Source organism: Rhodococcus sp. T2V (assembly GCF_029269925.1).
GTDB lineage: Bacteria > Actinomycetota > Actinomycetes > Mycobacteriales > Mycobacteriaceae > Rhodococcus_F > Rhodococcus_F koreensis.
In genome coordinates, this window is sequence record NZ_JARJBD010000141.1 from 1 (window position 1) to 18,954 (window position 18,954).

Annotated in this window: 16 protein-coding genes and 2 pseudogenes; 7 read left to right on the plus strand and 11 right to left on the minus strand. The window is 66.8% G+C overall.

Annotation, left to right across the window (positions count from 1 at the left end; all coding sequences use genetic code 11):
- Positions 1-188: 188 nt before the first annotated feature.
- From P3H15_RS49610 to phoU, 4 genes and pseudogenes are all read left to right on the plus strand, one after another.
- Positions 189-341 (plus strand): annotated as a pseudogene (locus tag P3H15_RS49610) (hypothetical protein); the annotation flags it as partial.
- A 106-nt stretch (positions 342-447) separates the two neighbouring features.
- Positions 448-567: pseudogene (locus P3H15_RS55640) on the plus strand (hypothetical protein); the annotation flags it as partial.
- 112 nt (positions 568-679) lie between these two features.
- Positions 680-1,009: a hypothetical protein gene (locus P3H15_RS55645; RefSeq protein ID WP_346348882.1), complete on the plus strand. Its 330-nt coding sequence runs from the start codon at positions 680-682 to the stop codon at positions 1,007-1,009.
- Positions 897-1,544, plus strand: a complete 648-nt coding sequence (phoU, locus tag P3H15_RS49620; RefSeq protein ID WP_276144076.1) for a phosphate signaling complex protein PhoU — start codon at positions 897-899, stop codon at positions 1,542-1,544. The genes P3H15_RS55645 and phoU overlap by 113 nt, the downstream gene beginning before the upstream one ends.
- A 169-nt stretch (positions 1,545-1,713) precedes the next feature.
- On the opposite strand, the gene P3H15_RS49625 is transcribed toward phoU, so the two are convergent.
- The 8 genes from P3H15_RS49625 to P3H15_RS49660 all read right to left on the minus strand — a co-directional run bounded on the left by P3H15_RS49625 (position 1,714) and on the right by P3H15_RS49660 (position 10,504).
- Positions 1,714-2,907 carry an NADP-dependent malic enzyme gene (locus tag P3H15_RS49625; RefSeq protein ID WP_276144077.1) on the minus strand — a complete coding sequence of 398 codons (1,194 nt, stop codon included), beginning with the start codon at positions 2,905-2,907 and terminating at the stop codon, positions 1,714-1,716.
- 149 nt (positions 2,908-3,056) lie between these two features.
- Entirely contained in the window at positions 3,057-3,335 is a 279-nt protein-coding gene (locus tag P3H15_RS49630) for a WhiB family transcriptional regulator (protein WP_276144078.1), read from the minus strand.
- Between the two features lie 146 nt (positions 3,336-3,481).
- A complete protein-coding gene (locus tag P3H15_RS49635) occupies positions 3,482-4,504 on the minus strand; it encodes a cyclase family protein (RefSeq protein ID WP_276144079.1) in 1,023 nt (340 codons plus the stop codon).
- Positions 4,501-5,655, minus strand: coding sequence for a maleylacetate reductase (locus P3H15_RS49640; RefSeq protein ID WP_276144080.1), 1,155 nt, complete (start codon positions 5,653-5,655; stop codon positions 4,501-4,503). Before P3H15_RS49640 ends, P3H15_RS49635 begins: the two co-directional genes overlap by 4 nt.
- A gap of 93 nt (positions 5,656-5,748) precedes the next feature.
- Positions 5,749-6,873 carry a muconate cycloisomerase family protein gene (locus P3H15_RS49645; protein ID WP_276144081.1) on the minus strand — a complete coding sequence of 375 codons (1,125 nt, stop codon included), beginning with the start codon at positions 6,871-6,873 and terminating at the stop codon, positions 5,749-5,751.
- Between the two features lie 11 nt (positions 6,874-6,884).
- The gene (locus P3H15_RS49650) at positions 6,885-7,700 is read right to left on the minus strand and encodes a dioxygenase (protein WP_276144082.1); all 816 of its coding nucleotides are present in this window, start codon (positions 7,698-7,700) and stop codon (positions 6,885-6,887) included.
- Between the two features lie 82 nt (positions 7,701-7,782).
- Entirely contained in the window at positions 7,783-8,745 is a 963-nt protein-coding gene (locus P3H15_RS49655; RefSeq protein WP_276144083.1) for an alpha/beta hydrolase, read from the minus strand.
- 82 nt (positions 8,746-8,827) lie between these two features.
- Positions 8,828-10,504, minus strand: coding sequence for an NAD(P)/FAD-dependent oxidoreductase (locus P3H15_RS49660; RefSeq protein ID WP_276144084.1), 1,677 nt, complete (start codon positions 10,502-10,504; stop codon positions 8,828-8,830).
- Positions 10,505-10,675: 171 nt separating this feature from the next.
- On the opposite strand from P3H15_RS49660, the gene P3H15_RS49665 reads away from it, so the two are divergent.
- Positions 10,676-13,006, plus strand: coding sequence for a LuxR C-terminal-related transcriptional regulator (locus P3H15_RS49665; protein ID WP_346348880.1), 2,331 nt, complete (start codon positions 10,676-10,678; stop codon positions 13,004-13,006).
- A gap of 164 nt (positions 13,007-13,170) precedes the next feature.
- Here the strand turns inward: P3H15_RS49665 and P3H15_RS49670 are convergent, their stop codons facing one another.
- The 3 genes from P3H15_RS49670 to P3H15_RS49680 form a co-directional block, all read right to left on the minus strand.
- Positions 13,171-13,929, minus strand: coding sequence for a nucleotidyl transferase AbiEii/AbiGii toxin family protein (locus P3H15_RS49670; protein WP_276144085.1), 759 nt, complete (start codon positions 13,927-13,929; stop codon positions 13,171-13,173).
- Entirely contained in the window at positions 13,926-14,573 is a 648-nt protein-coding gene (locus P3H15_RS49675; RefSeq protein WP_276144086.1) for a type IV toxin-antitoxin system AbiEi family antitoxin, read from the minus strand. The genes P3H15_RS49670 and P3H15_RS49675 overlap by 4 nt, the downstream gene beginning before the upstream one ends.
- A gap of 248 nt (positions 14,574-14,821) precedes the next feature.
- Entirely contained in the window at positions 14,822-17,620 is a 2,799-nt protein-coding gene (locus tag P3H15_RS49680; protein ID WP_346348881.1) for a DUF4365 domain-containing protein, read from the minus strand.
- 241 nt (positions 17,621-17,861) lie between these two features.
- Here P3H15_RS49680 and P3H15_RS49685 point away from each other — a divergent pair, with 241 nt between their 5' ends.
- Together P3H15_RS49685 and P3H15_RS49690 are read left to right on the plus strand one after the other, a co-directional pair.
- The gene (locus tag P3H15_RS49685; protein ID WP_276144091.1) at positions 17,862-18,011 is read left to right on the plus strand and encodes a DUF6308 family protein; all 150 of its coding nucleotides are present in this window, start codon (positions 17,862-17,864) and stop codon (positions 18,009-18,011) included.
- A 116-nt stretch (positions 18,012-18,127) separates the two neighbouring features.
- Positions 18,128-18,271 carry a DUF6308 family protein gene (locus tag P3H15_RS49690; RefSeq protein ID WP_276144088.1) on the plus strand — a complete coding sequence of 48 codons (144 nt, stop codon included), beginning with the start codon at positions 18,128-18,130 and terminating at the stop codon, positions 18,269-18,271.
- Positions 18,272-18,954 lie beyond the last annotated feature (683 nt).

The window sequence follows — 18,954 nt, forward strand, 5'->3', positions numbered from 1 at the left end:
GACGCCACCCATCGTGCGTCCGAGCTGAGGGGGTCCCCATCACATGTCATCTTTCTGTCGCAGGGTTCCACTGGCAGAGTGACCTTCTCAGCGGCTCCGGCGCGGGCCTGCGGTGAGTGGCTCGAGGCGCCTTCTCTGCCGGCGACATTCTTGGTCGTTGGCCGCCTGGTGGTGGGAGGGTGCGGGGTATGACGTTGCGGCTGCCGACTACCCTCGCCGCCGACTCGGACGCTGCGGCGGTCGCGGCTCTGACGAGGTATTACGGCCGCCCGTATCTGGGCGACGATGCCTACGTCGGGGCACATTTCGATTCCTGGTCGAGCACCGGGGACCGGGTGGGGGAGGCGGGCCGGTTCACCGCGGACGATCTGGTCGCGGTGACATTCCTGTCGGTGCAGGTCCCCGCGGACGGCGGCGCGGGCGATCCTGCACACTCAGGCAGAGGCGTTGAATGCCCTTCTGGCGGCGATTGGCCCGGATCGGGACTGGTCGACGAACCCGGACCCGTTGGCCCCGGGGTGGCCCGCGTGGGAGCTGGAAACGGTCCTGTGGGCGTTGCCGGGGATCGGCCGGACGAAGGCGACGAAGCTGATCGCCCGCAAACGTCCCCGGCTGTTCCCGATCTTCGGATTCGGTCGTCGGTGCGGTCCTGGGTACCGAGCGAGCACATGTGAACCCGGTGCGGGAGGCGCTGCGCGCCGGCGACGGGGCGTTGCATCGCCGGTTGCTGTCGGTCCGGAAGGAGGCCGGCCTCCCCGAGGAGGTCTCGCCCGCTGCGGGTGTTCGATGTGGTCGCGTGGATGGACGGGGAAGAACCGCGGCCTCGGCGATGGGATTGACCTTGGGAGACGACATGTCCCGGTGCTGTCTTCGGCAGGTGCACGAGGATGATGCGCATGCGGATGAAGTTTCACGAGCAGCTCGACGAGCTGACAGACCGTCTGGCGTCGATGTGTCACCTGGCCGGGGAGGCGGTTCAGGCGGCGACCGACGCCCTGGTGTTGGCTGACCTGCCCCTCGCCGAGCGGGTGTTCGACCTCAACGAACAGATCGAGGAACTGCGCGGTCCGTGCGAGGACCTGGCGATGGCGTTGCTGGCGTTGCAGGGTCCGGTGGCGCGTGATCTCCGTCAGGTGGTCACCGGTGTGCACCTGGTGACGGATCTGAGCCGGATGGGTGGGCTGGTGCAGCATGTGGCCGAAAGCGTGCGCCGCCGCCATCCCGGGCACGTCGCCTCCGGTGAGGCGGAGGCGTTGCTTTCCCGGATGGGGCGGGTGGCGGCCGAGTTGGCCGGCCTCGCCGAGCGGGTCCTGCGCATGCACGATCCGGAACTGGCCGCGGAGATCGGCAGACGCGACGACGAGCTCGACGACTTGCATCGACGGCTGCTCACCCTGATCGAGGATCCGGCCTGGACCGGCACTATCCCGGCTGCGGTCGATGTGACCTTGTTGGGGCGTTTCTACGAGCGCTTCGGTGACCATGCCGTCGTGGTTGGGCGTCGGGTGATTTTCCTCGTCACCGGGGAACAGATGACCTCGTAGGTCGTCGCCGTCACGGGCCGCATCGTCGCCGATCCGAGCGTGGACTTCGTCCTGCCCGTGGGTGGGCGCGTTCCTGCCGCTGTGACGGAATCCTCAGCCGGATGCTTGAACACGCGCCTCGTATACATCGTCGGGGTGACTGAGAAGCCGTGCGTTGAAGAGATTCTCGCTAGCCGGTGACGCCTTCTGCGCGAGCAGCGGCGGCGACTGCCTCCGCGACAGCGGGGGCGACGCGAGGATCGAGCGGGCTGGGAACGATCTTGTCTACAGCCAGCTCGTCACCGACGACCGAGAGGATCGCCTCGGCGGCGGCGAGTTTCATGCCCTCGGTGATGCGGCGGGCGCCGGCATCGAGGGCGCCCTTGAACACACCGGGGAAGGCGAGCACCTTGTTGATCTGGTTCGGGAAATCGCTGCGTCCGGTGGCGACGATCGCCGCATGCTTGCGGGCGACGTCGGGGTGGATCTCCGGGTCCGGGTTCGACAGTGCGAACACGATGGAGTTCTCCGCCATCGTCGCGATGAGCTCCTCCGGGACGGTGCCGGCAGACACGCCGAGGAACACGTCGGCGCCGTCGAGGGCCCGGGCGACGCCGCCGCGGCGGGCGGCCGGGTTGGTGCGGGCGGCCAGGTCGACCTTGATCTCGTTGAGGTCGGTGCGGTCGGCCGAGACGATGCCCTTCGAGTCCAGGACCGTCACGTCCGCGATGCCGGCGGCGAGCAGGATGTTCGCGCAGGCCACACCGGCGGCGCCGGCACCGGAGATGACGACCCGCAGGTCGGACAGTTCCCGGTTCTGGACCTTGACCGCGCCCTTGAGGGCGGCGAGGACGACGATGGCGGTGCCGTGCTGGTCGTCGTGCATGACCGGGCAGTCCAGGGCCTCGATGACGCGCTTCTCGATGTCGAAGCAGCGGGGTGCGGAGATGTCCTCGAGGTTGACGGCCCCGAAGCTCGGGCGCAGCCGGATCAGGGTCTCGACGATCTCGTCCGGATCCTGGGTGCCCAGGACCAGCGGGATCGAGTTCAGGCCCGCGAAGTTCTTGAACAGGGCCGACTTGCCCTCCATCACGGGAAGGGAGGCACGGGGGCCGATGTCCCCGAGACCGAGGACCGCGGAACCATCACTGACGACGACCACGAGGCGGTTGGTCCAGGTGTAGCGGTCGGCGAGGGTCTCGTCGGCGGCGATGGCGCGGGAGACCTGCGCCACCCCCGGGGTGTAGGCGATCGACAGATCCCGCTGAGTGTCGAGCGGGGCGGATAGCTCGACCGAGAGCTTCCCGCCGAGATGGCCGGCGAAGATCTCCTCGTCGGTCAGCTCGACCTTCTGCGATGCGGTGGGTTCGGACACGATGGACACGGGTGGCACTCCTGCTTCGAAATTTGGCTTCGGCGGGTGGGGGTGATCGTTCCGAACTCGGCATGGGCAGCAGTGAGCGTGCAGCCTCACCGACCACGCTGTTCATGCACGCGGCATTCGCTGGACTCTGTCGGGCAGGTGGGAGGCGCCTATGAATGGGTAAGGCGACGTCGGTCCAGGTCCGATGTGCCTCCCCAGATGCCGTGCTCAGCGACCATGATTGCGTGACTGCGGCATTCACTCTGAACGGAGCATTGAGCGCAGACGTGTTTCGCGGCACGTTCACGGCGAAGGCGGGCGCCGCGGGGTTCTCCGTCATAGGTGAAGAAGAAGTCGGTGTCCATCGAGCGGCATCGCGCCTGCCACTGCCAGGACCATCCGTCGCTGTGCACAGGATCGTCTTGTCCCCGGTGTGCCACAGAGTGCATGGGCAGGTCTCCAGTACTCGTGGTGTCCAGGCTGCGGATCGTGTCCAGGGCCGGCGGCGGGTACAACCTTGTGCTGGTCGCTTGCACACGAGCCTGCCCGCTCCGTCGCGGCCCTGGATTGTTGCGTCTTCACAAGTGGGAATGGGTCAGCGTAGTGCGGTGGCGTTGGCGGGTGATCCGACTCCGCCGACGATCGGAAGGGGGGAGACGGTGATCAGGCATTCGTATCGCCCGTCTTCCGCGCACGCGGTCGCGAGGGCGTCGAGGTCCCACAGTTCGCCGAGGGGCATGCCGAGGAGCCCGATGAGGGCGCGGTGCATGATGCCGGCGTGCGGATCACCGGTCTTCCCGCGTTGCTCGGCGTCGGACAGGAACGGCGTGCCGGGTTGCGCCGGCCAGCATTCGAAGGCGAAGTTGTCGGCCGCGACCATGGCGACACGGTGATCCCACAGCCATTCCACCACGTCCTGGCTTTGCAGCACTCCGGTGTGGAACTGCTTGTGCACCAGATTTTCCCGCCACTCGGGTGTGCTGTGGTTGCGGTAGTGGTCGAGCCAGCCGAACCGGATCAGGGCGATATCGCCGGGGCGTATCTCGGTGCCCTGGTCGCGCAGGGCGGCGGTGATCGTGGCCAGCGGGACCGGTTGGCCGGCGGTGTGGTCGAGCGGGGTGCCGTTCGCGGCCAGGTATCGGTCGACGTCGATGAGGACCGCTCGCCCTGCGATGGGGAGCTGGGCGAGGTGATGGATGCTCAGTGTCTCGGTGCCGGGAGTGAAGGTATGCCCGTCGGCGCCGTTGTAGAACCCGTGGTCGGGGTGCGCGATGTGGCGGAGCCCGTCGAGTTGCGAGCCGTATTGGGTGTAGAAGCGGTCGAGCCACTCGTCGCGGTGGAACGGTGTCCGTTGAAAGATGTGGTGGATCAGCGGTTCTCGCGTCGGTGCCAGGGACGGTGCGATGGTGTCGGAGCGAATGTCGAGCGAGAACGCCTGCCCGGCCCGCACGGATTGCGCGGAGCGACTCAGATCGGCGAGCCGGAGGAAGTTCAGCGTGCCGAGTTGGTCGTCCCGGCCGAACAGGCCCCAGGACGAGCCCGGGGGTGCGTCGGTTCGGGTGAGCAGGTCGCGGTAGTCGGGGTAGTCGGCGCGGCGGAGTGCAGCGGGGATGGTCATCGGTTCGCCTTCCGCGGGTGGGGGTGAGCACCGTTGCCGTTGCCGTTGCCGTTGCCGTTGCCGGGGGCGGTGCCGGTCGGGTCGACGGTGTCGGCGGGCCGGGCGCCGGAGTAGGCGGCGTGGAGCAGGGTGCGCAGATCGTCGGCGGTGACCGGGCGGGGGTTGGATGGCGGGATGACGGGCAGGATCAACTCGACGGCCTCGGGAATGTCCTTCTCGGTCAGTCCGTAGTCCTTCAGCGCGGTCGGTGCGTGAAGCTCGGCTTGCAGGGCGCCGAGTCCGGCGACCGCGGAATCCGAGCCGAACGCGGCCGCGATCCTGGCATCGAGGTCGGGCACCGCGGGGGCGTTGAAGGCCAGCACGTGCGGCAGGACGATGGTGTGGGTCTGCGCATGGGGCAGGTCGTAGGCCCCGCCCAGGACGTGGCAGATCTTGTGGTGCAGGCCCGATCCGGCGGAGGCGAATGCCACCCCGGCCAGGTACGCCCCATAGAGGACCTGCTCGCGGCCGGGCATTCCGAGGGGATCGGCGTTCACGGCCGGTAGACCGGCGGCGAGAGCGCGGATACCTTCGCCCGCCAGCGCCCGGTTGATCGGATCCGCTCGGGGTCCCCACATCGCGTCGATGCAGTGGGCCAGCCCGTTCATCCCGGACGCCACCGACAGGTCCACCGGGAGCGACAGGGTCAGGGTGGCGTCGTAGATGACCGTGACGGGAAGCACCTTGCCGTCGATCCCGGTGGTCTTGCGGGCTTGTTCTGTCAGCCCCCAGACATTGGTGGCCTCGGAACCGGAATAGGTGGTGGGCACCGCGATGATCGGGATTCCGGTGACCATGGCGATTGCCTTGGCCAGCCCGGTGGTCGACCCGCCGCCGACCGAGACGAGGACGTCGATGTCGCGGTCCGTGGCAATGTCGCACGCGGCTTTCGCCTTGTCGACCGGGACATGCGGGGCGACGTCACGGTGGTGCACCGTCACCGCGATTCGGCCGGTCACCTCGTCGGCGGTGCGTGCTTCGGATGCACTGGAGATCACCATGACCCGTTCCGCGCCGAGCCGCGCTACCTCCGCGGCGAGGTGTTCGGCAACCTGTCCGGCACCGAACAGCACACGCTGCCCGAGGGTGGTGTGTTCGAAGGTCAGGCTCATGAACGGGTCCTTAGTCGGAGGGGAGACGGCACCGGTCGGCGATCGAGGCGACCGGGTGCGCGGTGGTGGGTGGCCGCCGCCGGACTGGGTGTCTCAGGATGTGCGCGCATAGCGGGCGATCTGGTCCTCGTCGATCTCGATGCCGAGGCCGGGTCCGGTCGGCAGGTGCAGGAAGCCGTCCTTGAAGACGACGGGATCGACGACGATGTCGTCGGAGAGCAGCAGCGTGCCGAACAGCTCGGTTCCCGCGGTGAGCGAGGGCATCGCACAGAAGGCGTGCAGGGACGCGGCGGTGCCGATCGAGGACTCGATGGTGGTGCCGCCGTAGCAGGGGACGCCGAAGGCGTCGGCGACCGCACCGACCGCGAGGACGTTGCTGATCCCGCCGCCCTTGGCGAGTTTAACCGCGAGGACGTCGGCGGCGCCGCTGGTGCACAGCTGCACCGCATCGTGGGGTGTGCGCAGGCTTTCGTCGGCCATCACGGGGATGGTGAGCAGGTCCGCCAGGCGCGCCATCGCAGCCACATCCCACCGCGGCACGGGTTGTTCGATCAGGCCGATCCCGGCGGCGGCCAGCTCGGGCAGGTATCGCTCGGCGGTGAGGACGTCCCAGGAACCGTTCAGGTCGACCGCGAGGTCGGCCCGGCCGGCGAGCGCGTCGGCCACGGCGGTGACCCGGGCGACGTCGTCGGCGGGCCGACCCGATCCCATCTTGAGCTTGAACGACCGGTGCTCGCCCGCGTCGAGCTTCTGTTGTGCCTCCTCGATCACCACGTCCGCCGGCTCGGCGCCCAACGCCCAGGTGACCGGCAGCCGGTCCCGGTGGGACCCGCCGAGCAGTTGATACACCGGCAGGCCGTAGCCCTTGCCACAGGCGTCCCACAGCGCCATTTCGACGGCGGCTTTGGCGAATTCGGCGCCGGCGATCATCCGGTCCAGCTTGCGGCCGAGGTAGCCGACCCGGCTCAGGTCCTGTCCGACGAGCAGCGGCGTCAGGTAGCGGTCGATCAGGGCCTTCATCCCCTCGATCGACTCCCCGCCCCACCACGGTCCACCGGGCACGACTCCCTCGCCGATCCCGACGACACCCTCGGTGGTGGTGACCCGGACCAGCAGCAGACTCTGCGCCTCGATGGTCAGGATCGAGAACTTGTGCGGGCGCCGGATCGGGACGTCGAGGATGATGGTGTCGATCGTGGAGATGATCATGTCGTTCATCGCCTTCCAGCTCACGCGTCGGTGGCCGGTGCGAGCACGAAGTCGTAGCGGGCATCGGTGTAGGGGCGATTCAGTCCCTGCTCGGCGATCTGGGCGGGGTCGTCGGCGGTGTGCAGTGCGATCACCAGGCCGTCTCGCACGGCGCCGGCGACGTCGTTGTCGAGGTACTGACCGCCCTGGAAGTACAGCTGGCTGGTCATCTCCTCGTAGTCGCGGCGGCGCAGCTTGATGTGCAGGTGCGCGGGGCGGAAGAAGTGCCGTCCGAGCGCTCGCAGCACGGTGCCGGTGGGGCCGTCCTTGGGGATCTCGTACGGGGGCGGCAGGATAGTCAAAACCCGGAACGTGCCGTCCGGCTCGGAGGTGAAGCGCCCGCGCAGGTTGTAGTCCGGGATGTTCGGGTGAATGTTCGAGTACAGCCCGTCGGCATCGGCGTGCCAGAGATCGAGTTCGACACCGCCCAAGGGTTGTCCGTCGGTTCCGGTGACGGTGCCGTGGAAGAGCAGCGGCTGTCCCTTTTCGTCCGGCCGTTGCGGCATCACGTTCCACGGCCCGGTCAGCAGCGGGGCGCCGGGGAGATAGAACGGGCCCTCGATCGCCTCGGGGCTGCCGTCGCGGCCGAGATTGCCGACATCGGTGGCCTCGGCCTCGAAGAAGACATCGAAGAGCAGTGATTCCTCGCCGGCCTTGATCGAGTCGATGATCAGGTCGGTCGCCGACCGGTACTCGGAGTGCGTGATCTGGTGTTTGCGGATGAAGTCGAGCAGCACCTGCTCGAGCTCTTCGACGACGGTGCGGATGCGGGTCTCGGTGGTACCGAGGTCAGACATGGGGGTTCCTTAAAGTGTGCGGTGACAGGGCCGGGGTGCGCGCGTCGCCTGCGGTGGTGGGCACGATCGGAAGGTGCGTGCCCTACCGGACCGCTTCCCGGTCGGGGGCGGGGTGCTTACTGAACTGGCGTATGAGGTATTCGGCTACAGCGGAACGGATTTCGGTGGCGCGGGGGATTGCGCCGGAGATCCAGTACACCCCGTGGACCAGTCCGTCGATGCGGACGACCTCGACCTCGACGCCGGCATCGGCGAGCTGTCGGCCGTACGACTCGGCCTCGTCGCGGGAGACCTCGTACTCCATGGACAGGATCAGGGCCGGAGGCAGATCGGTGAGATAGGCGGCCTTCGAGGGCACCGCCAGCGGGTTCTCGGCGTCGTCGGGGTCGCGCAGGTAGTGGTTCCAGAACCAGTCCAGCCCGGCGGCGGTGATGATGTAGCCCTCCCCGAACTCCTCGCGTGACGGTGTGTCGGCGTGCGGATCGATGACCGGGTAGGTCAGCACCTGGCAGGTCAGGGCGGGTCCGCCCTCGTCCCGGGCGCGCAGCGCCGCCACGGCGGCGAGGTTGCCGCCGGCGCTGTCGCCGTGCACCGCAATGCGGGTGGGGTCGCCGCCGAAGTGCACGGCATTGTCGGCGATCCACCGCAACGCGGCGAAGGTGTCGTCGGTGGCGGCCGGGAACGGGTGCTCGGGCGCGAGCCGGTAGCTCACCGCGGCGACGATGGCGCCGGCGTCGTTCGCCAGGGCCCGGCACAGTTCCTCGGTCACGGCGAGGTCGCCGGTGACGAAGCCGCCGCCGTGGAAGTACGCCACCACCGGCAGCGGCCCCGGGGCATCGGGAATGTACAACCGGATGTCCTGATCCCCGGCCGGACCCGGGTAGATGGTGTCGATCACCTGCGCCACCGGGCGCGGTTCGGCCTGCAGGTCGACGAACGACGCGACGGTCGCGCGGGCGTCGGCGACGCTCATCTCCTCGAACGGCCGGACTCCCTGCGCGGTCAATCCGTTGAGCAGACTTTGTACTGCGGCATCGAGCGGCATCTATTTTCTCCTGAGGTCGGTGCGGGTGGTGGCTCGGCGGCAAGGCGGCCCGGCAAGAACAAGAAGGTGGTGTGGGGTGTGGTCAGCCGACCTGCGCGGAGGTACGTTTCCGCTCGGCCGAGAGGGTGAATCCCTCGTAGTCCTTGACGACGACGTCGGCGCAGATTCCGCGGTAGACGTCCGCGCCGCCGAGGTAGACCAGGCACACCCGGGGCTTGCCGAGAATGTTGGCGCCCATCCACCAGGAGTCGGTCTCGGGGAGCAAAGTGTGCTGCGCGATCTCGTTGGCGTGGGCAACCCACCCGGTCTCCGCCTCGAGTGCCGGTTCGATGGTGTCGAAACCGCCCTGCCGCAGGCGCTCGATGGCGTCGGCGATGAAGTCGACGTGGTCCTCGATGGCCAGCGGCATGTTGTAGAGCACCGAGGGGCTCTGCGGGCCGGTGACCAGGAACAGGTTCGGGAACCCGTGGACGGACAGACCGAGGTAGGTGTGCGGACCGTCCGCCCATTTGTCGGCCAACCTCTGGCCGTCGCGTCCGACGATGCCCATCTCGAGCAGCGGACCGGTCATGGCATCGAAGCCGGTGGCCAAGATGATGACGTCGAAGTCGTACTCGGCGGCGGTGGTCCGCACCCCTGTCTCGGTGACCGAGACGATCGGTGCGTCGGCGACATCGACCAAGGTCACGTTGTTCCGGTTGAAGGTCTCGTAGTAGTTCGTTTCGTACGGTGGGCGTTTGGTGCCGTATGGGTAGTCGGTCGGGGTCAGCTTCGCCGCGACCGTGGGGTCGCTGACGCGTTGACGAATCTTCTCGCGCACGTACTCGGCGATGGTGTCGTTGGCGGCCTTGTCGACGAGGATGTCGGCGAAGGTGCCGAGGAAGAATCGGAAACCGCCCTCGGCCCAGCACTCGTCGAACACCCGGCGCCGCTCCTCGGGGGTGACCGCCAGCGCGGACGGCAGCGGGTCCGGGTACGGAATACCTCCGCGGGTGTTGCGTGAATCCTCGCGCACCTGCGGGTAGTTCGCCTTGACCTCCTGGACGTGGCCGGGGTCCAGGGGTTCGTTTCCGAGGGGGGTGGCGTAGTTGGGGGTGCGCTGGAAGACCGTCAGATGCTTGGCATCCTTGGCGATCTCGGTGATGGCCTGGATTCCGCTCGAACCGGTGCCGATGATCGCCACGTTCTTGCCGGTGAAATCGACGCCGTCGTGCGGCCACTTACCGGTCAAATAGACCTCGCCGGAGAAGTCGTCGATGCCGTCGAACTCCGGTTTCTTGGGGACCGACAGGTTGCCGGCGCCGGAGATCAGGTAGCGGGCGGTGACTGTGGCGCCGTCGTCGGTGCCCACGCGCCACAGGCGGGTGTCCTCATCCCAGGCGGCCGAGGTGACCCGGGTGTCGAACGTGATGTCCTTGCGCAGGTCGAAGCGGTCCGCGACGTGGTTGAGGTAGCGCAGGATCTCGGGCTGGCTGGCGTACTTTTCCGACCATTCCCAGTCCTGCTGGAGTTCTGCGGAGAACGAGTACGAGTAGTGCAGGCTTTCGATGTCGCAGCGGGCGCCGGGGTACTGGTTCCAGTACCAGGTGCCGCCCACCCCGTCACCGGCCTCGAACACTTGCACCTGCAGCCCCATCTGATCCCGGAACTTGTGCAGGGCGTAGAGCCCGGCGAATCCGGCCCCGATCACGATCGCGTCGAAGTCCGGCGCGGGGGCGGTGGAGGTCCGCTCATGGGCGTTGGCATAGGCGTCAGTCATGATGATCTTTCTGTGATTGCTCCGCTGAGCGGCGGAGTCGCAATGTCTGCCCTGAAGGCTTCGGCGCTGTGTGATCAGCATCTCGCCGCCACCACCCCCGCCACATGGGGCAGATCACCCCATGGCCTACCTGTGTTGACAGTCACATCCCGGGGAGGGTGGGGTGGGGGCGTGAAAGCCGATCATCGATCCGCCGGGCCGCACGGTTCCTCGGGCCGCCCGCGCGCAGTCCTCACCAGCTTCGTCGGACGCCGACGCGAACTCGCCGACGTCAAGCGCAGGATGGCGGACTCACGGCTGGTGACCCTGACCGGGCCCGGTGGGGTGGGAAAGACCCGTATTGCCCTCGAGGTGGCGGAACGATCGCGCCGGGGCCTGCGCGACGGGGTATGGATCGTGGAACTGGCGAGCCTCGGGGACGTTTCGAGGTTGTCCCAAACGGTCGTCTCGGCCCTCGACGTGCCCGATCAGTCGAACCGGGATCCCGTCGACAAACTCGTCGCCTATCTGCGCGAGCGACAGTTGCTGCTCGTGCTCGACAACTGCGAGCACCTCCTCGAGGCCTGCGCAAGATTGGTGGAAACCTTGCTTCGGGAAGCCCCGGAGTTACACATCCTCGCGACCAGCCGCGAGCCCCTCGGAATACACGGGGAAGGGATCTGCCTCATCCCACCCCTGACCACCCCGCCCGCGCAGCAAACGCACACCGCCAACGCGGTTGTCCACTACGAGGCGGTCAGCCTCCTGATCGACCGCGCCCGGCATGTGCTGCCCGACTTCGAGGTCACCGACGAAAACGTCGGAGCCGTGGTCCAGTTGTGTGATCGTCTCGATGGGATCCCGCTCGCGATCGAACTCGCCGCCACCCGTCTGAGGTCGCTGTCGGTCACCCAGATCGTCGAGCGCCTCGACAAACGCTTCAGCTTGCTGACCGGAGGTGACCGGATCGCCCTGCCCCGGCAACAGACCCTGCGCGCCCTGATCGACTGGAGTTTCGACCTTTGCACCGAACACGAGCAACTGCTCTGGGCCAGATTGTCGGTCTTCCCCGGTAGTTTCGACCTCGAAGCCGTGGAAGACACGTGCGGATTCTCCCCACTTGTGCCTGAATCGGTCATCGACCTCCTCGACCGACTGGTGGCGAAATCGATAGTCCTCACCGAACGGGCCGGCGAACGTGTCCGCTATCGGCAATTGATGACCATCCGGGAATACGGCGTGGAGAAGCTCGCAGGCTCGGCACCCACACAGGAACTCGAGCGCCGTCACCGCGACCACTACCTGCGGAGGGCTGCGGTGATGGTCGAACGCTGGTGCGGGCCCGGGCAAGCCGACGCCCTCGCGGTGATGAACGAAGACCACGCCAACCTCCTCGCCGCCCTCGAGTGGTCCGCCTCCGCCGAAGGCGAGATCGGCACTGCGGCCGAGCTCGCCTCGTTGCTCCGATACCACTGGGTCGCCGGCGGATACCTCAGTGACGGCCGTCGGTGGCTCGACCAGCTCCTCGAGGCGAAGGCAATGTCCACACATCAACGCGGGCAGGCTCTCTGGGTCGGCGCCTGGATTGCGCTGATGCAGGGTGACCGCGACGACGCCGCCCGGAAACTGGCCGAGTGCGAGACCATCGCCACCACCCTCGACGACCCCGCACTGTCGGCGCACGCCACCCAATGGCGGGGGCTGCACGACTTCGTCACCGGGGACATTGCCACCTCCATCGCCCGATACGAGCGCTCCATCGAACTCCACAGCGACAGGGCCGACACCGCATCGGTCCTGACCGCCCTGTTCCAACTCGCAATCGCCCAGGCCTATCACTCCGAGCTCGATGAAGCGCTGCACACGTGTCATCGCGCGATCGAGATGAGCGAACGATTCGGGGAACAGTGGAACCGCACCTACGCCCTTTGGATCACCGGACTGTGCCACTGGCGCCGCGGCGACCCGGAGGCCGCGAGACACGCCGCCCTACAGGCGCTCACGTTCGAACAAGAATTCAAGGACAGTATCTGCACCGCGCTGACCATCGAACTGCTGTCCTGGATCGCCGCATCGGCATCAGACTTCGAGACCGCCGCCGCGCTCACCGGCGCCGCATCCGCGGTCTGGGCGGGGCTGGGAACCGACGTCGAGGCATTCGGCCCACACCTTCATCTTGACTCGCTCCAAGCGACCAAAACGATGGAACAAGCACTCGGGGAGAAGAAAGTCACCGACCTGACACGGCGGAACGCATCGATGACACTCGACGCGGCCGTGGCACTGGCGCTCGGCGGCCGCCATGCGACCGAGGGTGGCAGCTCAGCGGTGAAATCTCCTCTGACAGAACGGGAGAATCAGGTAGCGGAATTGGTGGCGCAAGGATTGAGCAACCGCGCCATCGCCGAATCCCTGGTGCTGTCTCCGCGCACAGTCGACGGTCACCTCGAACGCATCCTCGCCAAACTCGACTTCGCGTCCCGGACGCAGATCGCCTCATGGGTTGCGTCCCAGAAGACGTAGGAGTCGAGCGCAGCGAGGGGTCGTTCCGACAGATCGCCGACGCCACGCACGTTCCGTCCTCTCGCCATCGGAACAGGGACACGGCAGGGTCTGTCCGAAATTCGGTGGATCTGATTCTGGCGCATCGGTGAGGCGTCGCCCGCGCGCGTGGGGTGGGGGATGTGTCAGGGGTGGGGTGTGAGGTGGTCCCATGCGGTGCGGACGGTGTGGAGGGCGTCGGTGGCGGTGATGGTGAGTCGGGTTTGGCCGGCGAGTTGGGATTGCCATTCGTTGTCGCTGGGTGGTGTGGTGAAGACGTAGGTGCCGGGGTTCTTCCCGGTCGGCCCGTGTTTGCGGAACAGTGCCGCGGTCTCGGGGTTGATGGCGCCGATGTTGGTCAGTGCCCAGAGGTCCCAGAGGTCGCGGGCTGCGGCGCGGTCGCACCAGGTGGCGGTTTTGGAGGCGGCGAACGCGGGCAGGGTGGGCACGAGCAGCCGGGCGGGTGGGGCGTCGCTGTAACGCTCGATAAGGACGCGGGGTTCGGTGGGCCAGAGGGTGCGGTCGGTGGAGGCGAGGAGTTGGATCTTCACCGAAAGTCCGCCGGCGGTGTGGAGGGTGGCGGCGTCCACACTCGATCCGGCGCTGAGCGGTGGCGCCCATGCGAGGCGACCGTAGGCCCGTTGCAACGCTCTCGGGAGCGCCCGGTCGAGGTCGGCGGCCAGGGTACTGCGTCGTGGGTCGAGGGCGATGAGGTCGATGTCCTCACTCAATCTTCCATTGGGGAGGTGGGTGCGGGCGAGGGCGGTGCCGCCGATGAAGTGGAGCCGGTCGGCGAAATGATCACTGAGGTAGGCGAGGAGCAGGGAGATGAGGTGGTCGCGTTCGACCTGTTCGGGGGCGACGCCGAACAGGTCGGCGACGCGGTCGCGTTCGTCGAGGTTCACGAGGCTGCCTGCACCCACGTTTCGGCGCGGCTGAGGGCGGCGGTCAGTTTCTGCTCGGCGGCGAGGGTGCTGAGGCGTTCGCGGTCGCTGCGCCGGTAGAGCGAGGTGACGGCGGCGGGGATTTCGTTCTCGGCGTCGCCGAGGGCGGGCCATCGTGCCAGGTCGAGGACGGTCTGTTCCGGGGTGGTCACCAGCGCCGGACCGAGCGGGGTGTCCAGACGTTCGGCATCGAGTTCGGGGGTGTCGCGGCGGAGGAAGCGGATGGTGGCGGTCCGGTCGGTGAGGGTGATGGTCCGGTGTCGGCGGGGGACGGCTATGACCGCGGTGGCCAGCGCCCGGGGGATCGCATGGTGGAGGCGGGCGGCGCTGATGCCCATCACGATCGCGTGTTCGGGTCCGTAGATCGCGGTGGCGATTCCGGCGGCGGTGGCTTCGAGGTTCGGGATCCAGGGGCGCCCGGCCTGTTCTGGTGGTGTGACGATGTAGTAGCCGGGGGCGGCGCGGTGCAGGACGCCGCGGTTGACGAGGCGGGCGAGTTCGGGGCGGGGGTGGGCGTAGACGTCGGTGGCGTCTTGGGGGCGGAAGGTGCGCAGGGGCCGGCGGGCCAGCGCCGCGGGTACGGCGGTGCTGTGTGTCAGAGCCATGTTGACACCACCCTTTCATGCGCGTTTCGTAGGGTTAAAGCCTACGAAACGCGCACAGCGAAAGCAAATGTTTCAGGGTCGGCGGCGGGTGCAGGCCCTTGCGGTAGCCCTCACGCCGCGTACTCGCCGGCTGGGAGAGTGCACTCCGCCGAGGAATGTTCGCGCCTTGCCGACGAGCCCGTCGGTGATTGATCCCTCGGTCGGCTCGGCAGGAGGTCGGGTTCGGGTCGGTTGTGACTCGCATCGGTTCAGGAGTGTGGTTCGAGCTTCTCGATCGCGGTGCGTACCTGGGCCGAAATATGGTTGCGCAACGTGTCGGTGAGTTGTGCCGCTGCAGCGCTATCGACGGTGTCGTTGAGGCGGACCACCACGGCCTGCGCGACTAGGGTGCCGGGATCGTCGAGGACGCGTGTCAGCAACTCGAATGCAGGCTCTGCGGCAATGTCGTCTGTGATCCAGCGTGCGAGACTATTGGCCACCATCGCTCTGACCCAGGGTGCGGTGTCTTGGGCCATGGCGGCCAGGGTCATGAGATCGTGTGGGTTGTTTCTGTTCGCGACTACGTGAACTGCTGCGGCACGCTGTTTTTCGTCGCCGTTGAGCAGTTCCCACAGTTCTGGGTCGGTCACTTCGGTGGGCTTGATCGCGGCGAGGGCAGTGGCCGCGTCACCTCGTATATCGGGGGAGCCGAAGAACGGGTGGCGTTTCGGCGGAGAGGTCAGGCGCGCGCGAAGTATGGGAACGAGGTCGTCGGCGATCCGGTCGGGTACTCGCTCACCGAACTGCCGCAGTGTGGTCAGCGATGCCCGGAGGTGGTCGGTGAAGGCGGCCGGGGTGGCCAGCAGGGACAGGACGGAAGCCCAATCTGCATGTTCGGGGTGAGCGATGTTGACGATGATCAGTGTGGCCGCGAAGTCGCGCGCCCATACAGTTCCTTGACCGCGTTTGAGTTCCGCGACCTGGTCTGTGATTTTTGTAGCCAATGCATCGACAAGGCTCCGGGCGGTGTGGGGGTCGAGATCGTCGATGTCGCCAAACGACTCGAGAGCCGCGAGGTCTCCGGCGGCGATCCTGACCCGCAGTTGCTCCCGGAACGCGGGATCGTTGGCGGCCAGAACGTTGGTGATCTGTTCGGTGAGTTCGAAATTGTCCGCGGTGCCTCGGGCCGCGAGAGTACGGAGGTCGTCGGCGGTCCACGCATCGTCTGGGATTTGCCGGAAGACCTGGGCGTAGTCGTGTGCGTGAGCCTGATCGTCCTGCGCCGGCAGTGATACGAGGTACTCGATTACATCTCGAAGTGCTGAAGCGGAGATGACTCGTGTGAGCGGGGCGAGTGTCGCGAGCACTGTGGTGGCGAGGTGGAAGTCTGGGGAGAGCCGATCGATGAGGGCATCCGGACAACGGAGGACATCCAGTAGCCACTGGGTGTGCCGGTCTGCGTGCTCGCTGGTGATGACGTCGGAGGCATAGCGCAGCATCTCCAGATCAGCACGCAACGACGTTCGAGTAGACAGCTCGAGATCGATCCCGTGGGCGGCGTCACGCACAGCGGATGCCGATACCACTCGCCGGAGGTGCGGCACCGCGAGCTTGACCGACGCCGAGTCACCGACTCGACGCAGGACGGTCAACGCTCCGGCCATCGCCTCGGTATCGGTCGTCGTGGTGGTGAGCACTCGTCGAGCCAGGAGGCCAAACGCGTGGCGCCACCCGCTGTGGTCTCCGGCCAACCCAGCGATCAGGGACGCGGCCCGCAGGTGAAGCCACGTCTGATCGCTTGCACCCCACCGCGCACTCGAATCCTGGGACCAGTGTTTGAAATTCGACTCGAACTGGTGCTGCAACCCCCAGGAGATCTCCTGCGTTCGCCACCATGCGGCAAGGGTGTCGCGGCCGGTGATCGCTTCGGGGATCTTCTGCGCTTCCCAACTGCTGGTGGTGAAGATCAGATCGGTGCTGGCACCCATGATTGCCATAGCGGTCGGATCGTGGGGTGCGACGTTGCGGAGCACCTGCACTTCGATCGCCAGGTCCCGTGCTTGCTCGAGGTCACCGAGTTCGGCCAAGCAGCGTGCTCTGTGCAACGACAGCCAGGCGTGATCGACCGGGCAACCCTCGTCGGTGTCCAGGACCCGCGTGGTCACAGCAAGGCCGCGGGCCGGATCGCCATCCTCCACCATCATCGCGCAGGTGAGAGCCGCGGCGGCGGTCTTCTCGAAGGCGTCCTCCGTCTGGTCGATCAGGGCTTCGATAGCGGACGTTCCCGCGCCGTCGACGATCGCGTCGTGCGCCGCGGCGTACAGCCGCCACCCCCATTCCCCGGAGGTTCGGCACGATTCGATGGTGGGTGCGCCTGTCTCGCGACGATCTCGCGGATCAAGGTCGCGCAGGCGCATCTTGACGAGAAGTGCGAGAGCGTCTTCGGATCGCAATTCGGTAACACTCAAATTGGGGTGAGGCGCGATCAGACGCGGTGTCAACAGGGCATGGCGCAGTCGATCGGCACGCGACACCGTCTCGCCGCCGGCCCACGCGCTGCCCTCCCAGCGGATACCCTCACGGTCTCCTGCAGCTACCCGTAGAAGATCGGTGACGTGCTCGTCATCGATCGTATTAGACACAGGCACAAGTATTTTCGATCCCAGCCCGGTCGAGTGGACCCTGTCCTTGGTGATATGTACCCAGTACGACCGGCGAGTGTCAGGGTTGTGCAGAACCAAGATGTGCGGTACCCGATGCTCAGTCCAGTATTTGAAGTGCCGGTCGTCTTGGTCCGTGTACCACCATCCATCCACCGCGCCGTCGTCGTCGCGCGAAGGCTTACCGAACCAGGAGGAGCCTGCCTTGACCTGCGCTCCGATCAGGGCGCCGAGTTCGAACAGCCGGGCATCCCGTGCGTGTAGCCACAGGTCCGTCCCGACGTCATGCTTGGTCGGGATTGGAGCGACCCCCCATCCGAGGTCCTCGAACTGTCCGGTCACCCATGTCTCCCCGGACGCGCCGGTTTGTCCTCGACTACTCGCCCTCACGTGGTTCCTCCGGTGCATCTGGCTCGGCACGGTTGAGCGAGCTCGTGGCGAGTCTGTCAGTTGTGACCGACATCGGGATCATGACAGCGCCGTCTTCCTGCAGCTTGCGGGCATCGCGACCACGCCGGCGACATTCCCGGTCGCCGGCGCCGGAAGGGTGAGAGGGTGCGGGGTGGGACTGTGCGGCTGCCGACCACCCTCGTGACCGACTCGGATGCTGCGGCGGTCGCGGCCCTGACGAGGTATTACGGCCGCCCGTATCTGGGCGACGACGCTTACGTGCGGGGCGCACTTCGATTCCTGGTCGAGCACCTGCGACCGGGCCGGGGAGGCGGACCGGTTCACCGCTGACGATCTGGTCGCGGTGTCATTCTTGTCCGTGCAGACCCTGCGACGGCGGCGCGGGTGATCCTGCACACTGAGGCGGAGGCGTCGAATGCGCTTCTGGGGGCGGTAGGCCCGGATCGGGACCTTGGTGGACGAACCAGCCCCGCTGGGTCCGGGTGGCCCGCTTGGGACCTGGAAATGGCCCTGTGGGCCGACGACGGGGCGTTGCATCACCGGTTGCTGTCGATCCGGAAGGAGGCCGGCCTCCCCGACGAGATCTCCGTACTCCGCGTGTTCGATGTGATCGCGTGGATGGACGGGGAAGAACCGCGGCCTCGCTGAACGCTCTGACCTGGAGAGATGACACGTCCCGGGATCCTCGGAACACGGTCGCGTGCGCACATCACCGCAAACCCGGTCGCGAAGGCGGGTATCGGGACGAGTTGCTCGCCGGTGCCTCTGCGGCGGCGCGTGAGGTACTGCTCGAGGTGCTCGATGGTCCGCCGGGTTGGGTTGTATGTGGAGGGTCGTGAGGATCGGCCCTGGCTGGACCGGGAGACGTAGACCGTCTCATGCGGCAGCGCTGCCCGCATCCCGGGCCGTGTGGTGTGGGGACTGTGATGGTGCTGTGACCTGATGTGATGACATGTCCCCGGTTCGTGATGTGGAGGCTGCCGGCGACCTGTGTGGGCCAGTGCCGGCGCCGGGGTGTGGAGGACTCTCGGGTGTCTGTTTCGTCCGTTGTGGAACCGGTTGGGTGGATTTTGAAAGTTGTTGATGTGTAATATATTTGGTTAATCAATTGAGTAATAATATTTTACACATGTTATGCACAAACATGAGGTTGTAATGTACGTAATCTCTTGTAGAACAAGAGTGTTGGTGGTTTCTGTATTTTCGCCTGTTGTGAGTTGCTGAGGGTGGGGGTGGTATGCTGTGGGTATGACATGGAGCGAGGCGGGTGGGCGACGAGGGCGCACCCGCCCGCGTCCCCAGCCTCGTTGGGGTGTGGGGGACCGGATCGA